Below are 12,500 nucleotides of genomic sequence, written 5' to 3' on the forward strand. Positions count from 1 at the left end.
ACCACTTAAACAAAAAACAACACTATAAATCCGCCTCAAAATACGTAAAACCCCAAAAAACAACAAACATTGTAAAAACAGTAATTTACAAAACTAAAAGCACTGTATTTTGTGACACGTATTTTTTTAATTAGGGACATAAAAAAACCGCCGTTTCGGCGGTTTTTAGTATTAAAGTGTAATCGTGGATGGAGGTACTCGTTTGAACTTTTCATGGCCTTCCTTGTAGTGCTGGGTCATCCCTAAATCTGAATGTGCTGCACGATTCATCGTAATTTCTTCGTCCCTAGCCTGCTTGTCATGGAGATAAATTGCAAGAGAACGAATGCCGTGAAACCCTGGACGATCTCTTCTATCTTCGATGTCCGAATACAACTGTAACGAATCCCGTAATTTCGAAAACTCTTTGCTCAAATAGCTAGGCTTCAGTTGCCATGGGTGGTTAAAATCATCGGAGTAATTAACTTTGTGGTAACGTTTTTGACGGTGAACAATGTAAGGGCAGCTTGGCTCCTTACCCTTAACGAAAGCCTCACCTAAATCTTGCACCGAGATCTTAATCGTAGCCATCATTTCGTCAGTAATCGGAATCTCAACTCTCGAAGCAGCAGTGTGTTGGTTCTTCTCACGAGAAATCCACATCATGCCATGGACTAAAAGTTCTTGCGGAGTATCTTCGCTAGGCTCTAAATAGGTTTCTGTTTCAGTGCAATACACCTTAGGACTAGAAAAATAGTGACAGTCTGAATATTTTAGGTTCACAATCTCATTAACCGCGTGACACGTTTGAAGTGAGAGCATTATTGCTGTTTTAAGAAAAGGTTCAGCTTCATCAGCCATCATCATGATCGCATACTTTGAGATACGAACTGGCGCTTTTAATTTAGCTTTTTTAGACTTTTTCTTAATTTTTTTGTCATTCGCGCAGTTTCGTTCCATGTAGCTCAAGTCCGTAAACTCGGCAAACACAGTTCTTAAAAAATGAATTTTTCTATTTCGAACGTTAACTGACGCATCTGCGTGATACTCATTAAGATACTCGTTCACATCTTCTAGTGTGATATCTTTAGTGTAGTAGTTTGCGAAAAATTCGATAAAACGAGAACAATCTCTCTCAAACGTTTCCAGTGTATTTTTAGATTTACCTTCGTTCTCTTCATCAAGATTTTCTTTGATCTTCGGCCATATCTTATATATCGATACATTGTACTTATCTGAGCGATGCTTCAAAGATTCTGCGCTGTTTCGGCTTTTTTCATTAAACTCGACAACAGACGCCTTAATATCGGAAAGTTTATATTCGATAGGAAAGTAAGTGTCCTTTCCTTTTGCATTGCGATAAAAGTAACGGGTTTTGCCTCGCAATGGGCGTGAATAAAGTCCTAACGGCAAATCTGTATTTTCAACTTTTCGTTTACGTCCCACTATCACCAAATCCATCAGTTAGCCCCCATGAGGATATTGAAACACTCATCCTTAGGAGATTGGTATGTCATTGACTCATGCGTATCATCAACGTGAACTAGCCAGATACCGCCCCTTTTAGCACCTTTCAGTTCTCCATTTTTTATCCAGTTTATAACCGTTTGAGATGAAACGGGATCGTCGGCCAGATATTCATTGATGTACTTAGCAACACGAATTTTTCTCATTAAGAACATTACCTTTTTCGTTAAACTGAGGTCATGTTACAAAAAAAGTTAAGTTTTTCGATGCAAGATTATGTGCTTTTGTGGACGAAAAGGTACTTTTCACAAACAAAATTAAAATAAAGTGTTGAACTTTATAGTAATAAAAGATTAAAAAAAATTTGAAAAAAATCTCAACACTTTGAAAACTATAATCAAGCGAAGTTTGCTAAATAATAGCTTATGAGGCCTATAAAAATGATTTTATTTATTTGAAATATAATGAAAAATATGGCATTTTCAATTTCATTGACTGCATAGTCAGCAACAATGTAATTGCCTTCACTTGATATTTAGCTCACTCAAAAAGTAAAGAATTTTGCTGTTGAAATTTACGCTCACAGCCTCAGGATGTATAAAATTCTACCAACCATCCGGAACAATTCCAAAGCCAACATAGCAGATAAAACCGCCAGCAAAGAATAGCTACCGCGTTATGGGAAGTGGACAGGTGCAGCTTTTATATAGGTGTGCCGAAATGAGAAGGTTGCAGGAGGATACTTCACTTAAAGTTCGTAATCATTCATCGCACTGAAAGGCTGGACTCTATTTTTTGCTCTCCGGCACAACGCTAACTTGCAAAATTTGGCGGAAAGAGGTGTTACCGACCCAGGGTGATGATTAGAGCACCCTGGGATGCTCTATTTACGAAGATAAATTAAGATTATTTACATGCTCTAGGTACACGGCACTCACAATTAGACGGAGCATGATATGCATGACCACCACAACGTGCAGCAATGTTACTATTTCGCTCCATACATAGCGTTTGTGAAATATTTTCAAAGTGGTTTTCATACAACTTAACGGTTTCGTCAATGGCATTTTGCAATGAACGTTGGTCATCTGTTGCCGTAAACTCCAAAGTACAGATAATGATGCATAAAGTAGCCGAATATTACCTCACAATCCTTCTGGTAAGCTTTCGTGTCTAGAATATGTCGAAAATTATACAATCTAATATCTATTTGCTGAAAAAAGTTTACAAAACGCTAAAAATTATTATCCTGGAGCAAAGTCTTAAAAGGAAAAGATGTAGTTGGAAAAGTCAGTCAAGGTTATTGATATATTTGCTGGGCCTGGAGGATTAGGAGAAGGCTTTTTTTCTTATGAAGACGACAACGGTAATTTTCCGTTTGATGGTTTAATATCGGTCGAAAAAGATCTTCACGCACATGCAACACTCACATTGAGAGCATTTTATCGCCTCTTAATAAAAAACAATCTGGAGATTCCCGAAGAATATTACCAATATGCCGATGGTAAAGTAGACTGCCCGCATACGTCTGCAACAAAGGAGCTATGGGAGCAAGCTAATAGAGAAACGCTTCAACTAGAAATGGGACGAGATCAGAAGGCCGATATAGAACTATTTCGAAGTATTGAGGAAAGCTGTGATGACCAATCACCAAGAGTTTTAATTGGTGGCCCGCCATGTCAAGCTTACTCTCTGGTTGGCAGAGCAAGGAACAAAGGCAATAAAGAGTACGTGCCAGAGAAGGATCATCGGCATTTTCTGTATAAAGAATATCTATCGATTATGGAAATATTTTCACCTGATATTTTTGTTATGGAAAATGTTAAAGGTATGCTTTCATCAAAGATTAATGGTGGAGCTGTATTTGACCAAATAATCAAAGACCTTGAGTGTTGCTCGGCAGGGTATTCACTATATAGCTTAAAAACTGGGAAGAAGTTTATACGGGGAGAAACAAACCCTAAAGACTTTATATTGTGTTCAGAAGATTACGGAATACCGCAAAATAGGCATAGAGTGATAATTCTTGGTATCAAGAAAAAAAACGGGCAAGATTTAGACTCAATAGAACCACTAAGACACTCCCCCAAAATTAGCGTCGGTGATGCCATTGGAGATTTACCAAAGTTAAGGAGTCCACTATCAAGCAGAGGTAAGCGCTTTAATAAAGATAGTTTGAACGCATGGAAAGAAAACGTGCTCACTGGAATTAATGAGCTAATAAATAGCGGTAATATTGATGATGAACTAGTTATCAAGCTGAAGAACAACTTAAGGCTATTAGAACAGAGTGATTTTGACACTCGCTCTGTAGCTCAATACCATCCAAGTAAGTCTCCAACGGTCTTCGACGAATTCGTAAAGGACAGCCCTTTATCGAACGTCAGATTACATGAATCTCGTCCACATATGGACAGCGATCTACTGCGTTACTTTTTCTGTGCATCATTTAGAGACGTTTATGGCCGAAATGCGAGAGCTGACGATTTTCCTGACTACTTAGCACCAGACCACAAAAACTGGAAAAGTGGTAAATTTGTTGATCGGTTCAAAGTTCAAAACTTCAATAGCCAATCAAGTACAGTAACTTCCCATATCAGTAAAGATGGGCACTATTTTATACACAGCGAAGCGAAACAATGTCGCTCTTTAACTGTGCGTGAAGCAGCAAGAATACAGTCATTTCCAGACTCATATCAGTTTATGGGAAAACGAACAAATCAGTTTCACCAAGTTGGAAATGCCGTGCCTCCTCTTTTAGCACGGCAGATAGCCAATATTGTTATGAAATTACTAGATTAATTTAGACATTTTAGATGCGTTGACTTTGCTACCATGAGTTTTTGTCTCAAGCTCTCCTGCATAGATAATATCTTTTAGGAGTGAGGAAAACTGTTTCGGGGTTTTGTTTAATTCAATTCCCAAAAACGTTCCTTGAAAACCTAAATTAGAAAATTTTTTTTCACTACTGGTAATTGCCAAGCACTTAGTATTGCTAGCAATGGTGAACGTACCAAAAGAACTTGCTATTTCTGAAAGGACGTAAAGACCAAATCCAGAATTATCATAAATATTATCGGCACTAGTGATATTTGAGGTTGATGAAATCCCAGGTTTTATAGCCTTCAATAGTGCCTTTTCATCATCATTAACAGTAAAAGACCTAGCTAAGCTTCTCGATATACCTATACCTTCATCAAGGATAGATATCTCGACTCGACCATCATTCCAACGTTGCCCACATATATAACAGTCAGTTGCTTCTGAATGTTCAAAAACATTCCTTACTAGCTCGCGTAATGTGTATAAGTAAAACCTGTGCTCTTCTGTGTCTTCTGGAGAGCCAGCGAGAACGTTAGCAAGACCTCGTACTGATGAAATAATATCACCATACCAAGTTTGAAGATCAGTAAAACTTGGACGAGTTATTTTTGTGATAGGTTTGTAGGTAAAACTGCCTTTTGCTTCTCCCATCTCCTTGCCAACAATCTTCTTTGAGCCAATTAAGTCAAAGAAGCCAACATGTGCCATGTAACCATGAGCGTCATTGTCTATGAGCTTGACTAAACGCGTCTTCAGGCCCTTCCGCTTGCGATATTCTCGCCAACGTCTCAGCAAAGAGCCTGTTACTAACATCGCTGTGGGGCGAGAAAACATTGTACTATTTAAGTCAACTTCAACCGCATCGTGATTCTGAGTCGCTTCCAATTGCTCATTCACAAAACGAATAGAGTTTGAATCAAGATTTTTGGGGAACTTAATTCTTTTCATTAATTACTACTTCCCGTGTCAAAGTATCCTCTAATTCCTAATAACTCACCATTGATTGTCATTCGATCCAATAGGCTATTAAACACCTCACATGAAGTTTCAGGAAGAAGCAAACAGTTATGGCAAGCGGCAAGGTTCAAACCGTTTGGGCCTTGCCCTCCACTATGACCAGTTTCAAAACAAATTGGATCTGAACTACACCAGCTAGCATCCTTGAGTGCACTCGTTATAGTGGTTTCTAATTTTCCTGCTTTTCCTAGCCTGACCAATCCCCCAAGTGACCCTTCGGAATCTCCAGAGGCGGTATATATAAGCACACCATACATACAAGTTTCAGCTTGTGTACTCACATAAATCCTTTCTCTCAATGCAGCTGAACTGTAGCCGCTTTCATGAATAAGCCTGTTAATTAATATATGGGAAAAACTATGTATCAACAGAAATTGAGGTGTTAGTGGACCAAAGGAATCAAGAAAGGCATTCTCCTCTTTTTTCTCATTTAAATACTTATAAGCATTACATGTCGCGTATTCTTCAGCCCATTTATTAATTTTGTCAGCGTTGAATTCTATATATATGCCTTCTCCATGATTTTGCACAGCGGGCAACCATGTTGAAATTTTTGTTTCATCAACCCAAAGCATACTCTTGTATTCATCAATTGATTTTCTATTACTAGGAGTTAACCGATCAAAACCGTACATTGCCTGTGTGATTGTCAATTTATCGATTAAAGAGACCTCAGCGAATAACTCTCTAAACCAATCCTTATAATCATTGATATTTTGTGGCTTGGATGACAACTCTTCCGAAGTAGTCTTATTTAAGAAAAAATTTCGCTCTTCATATCTAAACTCTTCTTCGGTGAGTTCCACTAAATCAGATACGTCACAATCTTGCTCAATGAACAGTTTCACATTATTAGGGCTATACTCCTCGTTTAGTGCCATAGATAACAATAAAGCCTTAGTATCATTGTCAGCTGCACCTTGTATCATTGCTTTTTGTGAATCACTGAGTTGTGAATACGCTTCTGCGATAAGACTAGAGATACCTTCTAACTTCTGAGGGATATAAATAGAAGAATGTGTTTTAGAAAAATAAACGTTCGTCGATTGCCTTAGCGCCGCTTTTAATGGGCTTGAACAAATACTACTGCCTGTCTCGCCTAGCCATGGTCTATTCGACTTGCAACTTATACTAGCCTTAGAGAAAGCACTTTCAGGTTTACCACTATCATCGGCCCCATAGTAGAAAATACCTTTGAGTGAAGCAGATTTATTACAATGTATACATCTAACTCTTATACTGGATACTGAAGAGCTTCCCGTACCCTCCAATTTCAAATGGCATCCATCAGACTCACAGCATTGGCCGCCAGAGTGGTAATTTAACCAGTCAAACCAAGGAAAGTCATCAATATGACCCTCGGAGCATATTGTTATAAAACGGGATTGATAAGTTGGTGCGCCACAACTATTACAGAAACTTTTAGACTCATCGTTTGCTTCATTTGCTCCTTTTTGTAGTTTCTGACACCTAGTGTTACTGCAGACTCTCCACAATGGAAATCGCTTTGCAGGTATTGGAACTTTCCGACTAAGCCCATTTTCTGTTACTTTAAAGTCTGGAGGAACCCTGAAGGACTCTACTTTTAATTTTTTTTGTAAACGTTTATCGGTTCGAATAAACTTACCTACACCAGATAACTCAGCTCCTTCATCATCTTCAAACCAGTGATCTAGACCGCAGGTAATCATAGATATTCCGTTTTTATTGACCTGCATCGCTCCTGTTCCGAATGTATGAATTAATTGCCCTTTCCTTGTTTTAACTTTACTTCGATTTCCCACTAGTTACTCCTTACCATTCATCGTCATCCCAAGAATCAAGCTCTGGCTCTAAATATGCTTCAGGACTTATCCACACAACAGATTCACCATCAACATTCCTCATACTGGTAGGACATGCTAATTGGTGGCGCTTTTTCCCAGTAGCACCGAACTGGCACATTATTTCACTCTCACTAGGTTCAACGTCTGGCTGTAAATTGCCCCACGAATCTGACTTTGCAGAGCGAATTACCCAACTGTGTTTAAACTTTCTTTCATAAAAACTATTTAAATCTTGTTTTTCATGATCTTTAATTGCATCTATACGAAGCTCTAACAACTTATCGAACCAACCGTCAAACAAATCCATGTCAATATCTTTGGGTAATGCATCAATTGGAGAAAATTGTCGTGCATAGGCAATCATAAGTGCAGCAAAGCCTCTTTCAATTGATGGTCTTGAATACGGTGTTACAGAAGAAGGTTCGACTTGAGCATATAACTTTTGATGGTAGGCTCTAAAGTCCTCATAGTGAGACTTATCTCTTGGCTTAGCATTATTAAAAATAGTTGTTACCAATCCAGGTCGTTCGTCTGCTCTTCTTCCTACGCGACCAGATACTTGGATATATTGTGCAGTTGTTTTAGGCTGACCAACTATAGACATTAATGACAACCTATCTATATCGACACCAACTTCAATAATACTGGATGCTAAACAGTATGGGGTTACCTCCCTCCCACTAAGTAAATTGCGAAGAGAGTTTATTTTGCTGGGACTTTTTATGTTATTAGCTTTACAAGCAGCTATAAATTCATCAACCAGTATATAATCTTCTAAAGATATCTCTCCTTTCGTCATTAAACATGTAAGAAGTTTGTCTCCTGTTTCTTTAATCTCTTGGTGTTGATCAACTAGCTTTTTAGTCTCTTCAGTAATAGCTGCGCGAAATTTATCGCTTGGTTTCAAAAGAGATATGTTCAAACTTCGTTCAAGCAAAGCAATAGCGGCGGGAATTTCGTCGTCTTTCAATCTGCTAGTTAATTCCATTCCTCCATTCAAGAAGCGAGGTAGTAGAAAAGAAGGATATCTACGTTTCAGTTCTAATAAATAGCTGATGATATCGGCTTGAAACAAAGTTAGGGCACCACCAAGCTCTCTGATACTATTATAGAAACTTAGTAAAGTGACCCAAGGATCTCTATTCTCAAGATTCACTCGATTTGAAGAGAACAACAACGCAGAATGAGTTCGAACCTGAGTAGTTAAAACTGAACCTAATCCTGGAGCACAAACCCCGACATATTTTCTTCCTGGTTTCAATTTTTTCGACTTGTCTCTTTCATACCTTGCAAAAAATGAGTCTTCAGATGTAAGTCCAAGAGGAGGAAATATGTCTGTTCGATTCCTACCGTATATCGACTGGATTTGGTCTTTATAACCTTTTGTTGTTGCTGTTGCACAAACAATTTTAGGCTTTATGTTTTTGCCATTGTCATTGGTGTAAGAGCATAGTTCTTCAATCAATGGCTCATATAATCCAACCATAGTTCCAAGAGGACCTGTAATTAGATGCAGTTCATCTTGGATTATCAATTGAGGGGGTAAATTATTTCTTTCACCTTCCTCATCTATGCCGAATAAACTCCTAATTTTAGGCTCCCAAGCTAGCATTGCGAACTTGTCAACTGTGCCAATAACTAAGGATGGCTTCTTGTCGTATATATCTTCATCAACTAGATAAATAGGAATTTCGTTATAAAAGTCACATCCTTTATCTTCACAGTGGAACTTAACAGTCCCTTGGTATGCCTTGTAACCTAGTAGTATTTTTTTATCTTCTCCTGCTACCCCAAGCTGCGCGGCGCAATGGGGGCAGCGATCCAGTAAGAATGGGTTTTCTATTTCGCCTTTATTCAAGTCTGATTTAATCTTTGATAACTTTGATTTTGCAACAGCTCTCTTATTAGGAGTGTTTTTACTTCCTACCCAAAGCCCTATGCTAAATTGTCTACCAGGTATCTTGTGTTCTCTGCGAATAACCTCTAAACAACATATTAGAGTCGACGCACGTTGTAGTTGTTGTGCTGTCAACAATCGCAAGGTATATCGCATCAAAACCTGAACACTTTCTGCTTTTTCTCCATACTCTAGCCTGTTGTATAACAGAGTGAAGGCAGCTAAACCAAGATAAGCTTCTGTCTTCCCCCCCCCAGTTGGGAACCATATCAAATCAACCAACTCGTGATCTAAATGTTCTGGATTAACTGCACCACTAACACACATCAATAAAAAGCCAATCTGAAATGGCCTCCAAATACCTTTAGCGGATGCATTTTCACTAAACTCACTGTCAAATTTGAGAGTACCTTCCTCTAATGAAGCCTTTCTTATTTTTTTAGGTGCTCTTTTTTGTTGATTTAACATTGCTAAGTTAGCGAGTTTAAATGCTTTTTTTGCTTGGCTATTAGTTTGTAAGACTTCTAAGCCTTCTGACATTCGAATATGAGCCTCACGACATTTTGATATGTGTTTATCAGCTTGCTTAATAAGCAGTTCCGTATACTCATGATTTGCTGATGTAATAGATTGCTTTTCTTCGACAAGTTTACCGATCCATTTCTCATACCAATCAATCAACTGCTTTAGTTGCAACTCTCCGAGACTCCCAGTTGAAAATTCTGACAGCTCCTTCATAGAAATAGTTAACGTCTCTTCTTCATTTTGAATTTCTGCTGTAATGCTGGGAGTTTCAAATGAAGGTAATGACTCTGTCCAAACACTAGAAACCGACTCTCTGGCTTCATATGGAGATAAATTCCAATCTGTTGCAACTCCATGACCTTTAGCGAAAGATGGCGTATTACGATAAAGCAACTGGTTGCTTAGTTCGTCTTCTTCCAAATTTTCAGAGAATAAATCTAATGCGGCACTCTGATAAGGCAATATATTTTCGGTCAATGCTCCATCTAATGTATTAGTTTCTACCGAAAACTGGGCTTGAAACAAAGTCCGTTTATTCTTTTCAATGTAACTCGAAATATTAGTAGAGCGGTTAACTAATACGAGAGTAACGATTCTGTAATCGCCGTAACGGCGAATGACCCCTTCTAAATAAACTTCTGAAAGGTTTGGTTCAGTAGAAGTATGTTTTAAAGCGATACTGATTTTTTTATTTTCTGAAACGAGAGGATATTCGAAGTTTGACGACACAGGCTTTCTTTTCCACCAATTAAATATATGTCCTTCATCACTTTCCACTTTGAAGTCCTCATAAAAAGCTCCTTTGACAGAAATTTTTAACTTAATTGGCTCCGCTTCATCCACTACAAATGATAACCCTATACTACTCGGTGCTCTCGAATTAGCCAAAGATACATCAAAATCGTTCGTATCATCATTTGTACTTAAGATAGTCTGTTTTGAAAAGGAGGGAGGCTCTATAGCTTCATTTTCAGATTGGCTAAGAGGTTTGACGCTTTCCATTATGCTCTCTTCAATTGGGATGGCATCAAGCTCTTCTAAAGGGTATAAAACACCAACTCCATATCGTTGTATTGGGAACGTTTTTAGGATTTCTTCTCCATCGTCATCGGAAATTAATGGATTATTAATTTGTTTTTTCTTCACCTTTCCGTCTTGCCACCTAAACTTTTCTCCATAGGCACAAGGCCCAACAAGTTCTTCAGACAAAGTTCTAAAGATTACATTATCCCTTACTTCTGCACCTTTCATTTTAATTTTTTATCCCTTTCAATAAATGTTTTTTAACTTCATCTTTAAACATATAAATCACTATTTCCGTTGCCCGACTCGCACCTACATACAACAATTTTTTTGACTGTTCTGACTCTATTTCAGAAAAGTCAGTCAAAATAATTACGGGTGACTCTAATCCTTTGAAACTGTGAATAGAAGTATATTGAACAGCATTGTCCCTAAAACAAAACGGTACAACTTTGAGTTCGCTCTCGAATTTTTTAGAGATCGACTTCGATTCGGAAACTTTAGACAGAAGAACTAATTCTGAAGCTTTAAAACCTTGTGCATTTAACAATTTTATTACACTCAAAATTTTATTTACTTGATCTTCATCCGAAGAATAAAAATAATACTTAGAATCGAATAGTGGATTACTCTTTCTCAAAAATTTTCGATATGGAATTTTTATACTTGCTAGAGAAAAACTGAGTTCGCTTACTGATTGGATATTCCTACAATTTATGGCTAGACGATAAGTAGAAAAATCATTGCAACGGAGTCGAAAGTCACTCAACAGAGTATTTTTTTGGTACATTGAATAAATATTTTGAAGCTCAAAGTCTCCGAATAAACTCCAGCGCCCATTGGAAAGACCTTTGTCTAATAATAGTTCCAAGCAATCTAGCCAATTTTGAACACTCAAAATATCTTGAGCCTCATCAATCACTAAATAATTATATGGGACATTTTCTTTGTTCAATATTTCTTCAAAAGCATTGTTTGGGAGGTCTGTAGTCCAATAATCATTTCTATTTCGATCACTTTTTTTTACAAACTCTGAGTTCGCATGAAGCTCTAAAAGTTCAGTAATTGTAAGAATATCAATATTTGAATGAAACCGACGTAAACTAATAGCTAGATTTTTGTTTTTACAAACAAAAAGAACCCGCTCTCCTCTAACGGTTACTCTATTTGACGATTCCAAGGCAAGAACAGTCTTACCTACACCAGCAGCACCGTTGAAGACTACCCTGCTGTTATCTTCCATCGCATCCAATGCTACAAACTGTTCTTTTGTATATTCAAAAAGATCCTTTTTGGTCTCGTCTCGAAAAAAGCCAAAACTAGTAGACATTTCCAAGGATGGCCTCAACACTTTTATCAGAGTTTCAACATCAATTTGAGTTGGCCTTGTGTCAGTTGGTTTAAACCACCTTACAGTGGAAGTATTAGCTAGTTTTTTACGGTATGAAGTTGCTCGATTTAATAAAAGCTTTGAAATGGGTATTTTTCTGTATTCTCTGACTCCGCAAAACTCCCGTGAATGCCATTCAATACTTGGTGCTATTAATTCTGTGTGAGTAAATATAACCAAAGGAAATATAGGAATACTGCTCAATGATATATTTTTTGACTTTAGATACTCTGCCAAGCTAAAAACTGCATCATTAGCCTGTTCAAAAGGGCCTTTTAGAGAACTTCGACTACTTCGACCAAAGTACCACAAACCTTGGTCAAACTTTATATATCGATGTGCTTTCACTTCTATAGCAAAAATACATACTTCTGGAATGATAACTAGAAAGTCAATTTCACCTAGAACTTGAGTTTTATGATGGGCTATGTTTAATGAGTGTAAAACTGTCCACCCTTTGGTATCAGGATCTTGTCTAAGTCTTTCGAATAGGTGTTTCTCTCCATCACTGGGGTTATCTATATCGATAACTCTCGGTATCATATTTGACATA

Annotated in this window: 7 protein-coding genes; 1 reads left to right on the forward strand and 6 read right to left on the reverse strand. The window is 37.7% G+C overall.

Going from position 1 to position 12,500, the window contains the following annotated elements; genetic code table 11:
• Positions 1–171 precede the first annotated feature (171 nt).
• Together BM528_RS11465 and BM528_RS11470 are read right to left on the reverse strand one after the other, a co-directional pair.
• Positions 172–1,440 (reverse strand): hypothetical protein, encoded by a 1,269-nt coding sequence (locus tag BM528_RS11465; RefSeq protein WP_071979924.1) that lies wholly within the window; start codon positions 1,438–1,440, stop codon positions 172–174.
• Positions 1,440–1,661, reverse strand: coding sequence for a helix-turn-helix domain-containing protein (locus BM528_RS11470; protein ID WP_071979925.1), 222 nt, complete (start codon positions 1,659–1,661; stop codon positions 1,440–1,442). The genes BM528_RS11465 and BM528_RS11470 overlap by 1 nt, the downstream gene beginning before the upstream one ends.
• 1,066 nt (positions 1,662–2,727) lie before the next feature.
• Here BM528_RS11470 and BM528_RS11475 point away from each other — a divergent pair.
• The gene (locus BM528_RS11475; RefSeq protein ID WP_071979926.1) at positions 2,728–4,248 is read left to right on the forward strand and encodes a DNA cytosine methyltransferase; all 1,521 of its coding nucleotides are present in this window, start codon (positions 2,728–2,730) and stop codon (positions 4,246–4,248) included.
• Here BM528_RS11475 and BM528_RS11480 read toward each other — a convergent pair.
• The 4 genes from BM528_RS11480 to BM528_RS11495 are packed head-to-tail and all read right to left on the reverse strand — an operon-like array spanning position 4,240 to position 12,499.
• Positions 4,240–5,217 (reverse strand): ATP-binding protein, encoded by a 978-nt coding sequence (locus BM528_RS11480; protein ID WP_071979927.1) that lies wholly within the window; start codon positions 5,215–5,217, stop codon positions 4,240–4,242. The genes BM528_RS11475 and BM528_RS11480 overlap by 9 nt on opposite strands.
• Positions 5,217–7,070 carry a DUF1998 domain-containing protein gene (gene drmB / locus BM528_RS11485; protein ID WP_071979928.1) on the reverse strand — a complete coding sequence of 618 codons (1,854 nt, stop codon included), beginning with the start codon at positions 7,068–7,070 and terminating at the stop codon, positions 5,217–5,219. The genes BM528_RS11480 and drmB overlap by 1 nt, the downstream gene beginning before the upstream one ends.
• 10 nt (positions 7,071–7,080) lie before the next feature.
• Positions 7,081–10,785 (reverse strand): helicase-related protein, encoded by a 3,705-nt coding sequence (locus BM528_RS11490; protein ID WP_015067492.1) that lies wholly within the window; start codon positions 10,783–10,785, stop codon positions 7,081–7,083.
• A 1-nt stretch (position 10,786) separates the two neighbouring features.
• On the reverse strand, positions 10,787–12,499 hold the full coding sequence (locus tag BM528_RS11495; RefSeq protein ID WP_071979929.1) for a nuclease-related domain-containing DEAD/DEAH box helicase: 1,713 nt from the start codon (positions 12,497–12,499) through the stop codon (positions 10,787–10,789).
• Between the last annotated feature and the right edge of the window lies 1 nt (position 12,500).

It is taken from the genome of Alteromonas sp. RW2A1, assembly GCF_001886475.1.
Lineage (GTDB): Bacteria > Pseudomonadota > Gammaproteobacteria > Enterobacterales > Alteromonadaceae > Alteromonas > Alteromonas hispanica.

Excerpts from the sequence above, each read along its gene's own strand:
- BM528_RS11465 (WP_071979924.1), bottom strand. The coding sequence starts at position 1,440 with ATGGATTTGGTGATAGTGGGACGTAAACGAAAAGTTGAAAATACAGAT.
- BM528_RS11470 (WP_071979925.1), bottom strand. The coding sequence starts at position 1,661 with ATGTTCTTAATGAGAAAAATTCGTGTTGCTAAGTACATCAATGAATAT.
- BM528_RS11480 (WP_071979927.1), bottom strand. The coding sequence starts at position 5,217 with ATGAAAAGAATTAAGTTCCCCAAAAATCTTGATTCAAACTCTATTCGT.
- BM528_RS11490 (WP_015067492.1), bottom strand. The coding sequence starts at position 10,785 with ATGAAAGGTGCAGAAGTAAGGGATAATGTAATCTTTAGAACTTTGTCT.
- BM528_RS11495 (WP_071979929.1), bottom strand. The coding sequence starts at position 12,499 with ATGTCAAATATGATACCGAGAGTTATCGATATAGATAACCCCAGTGAT.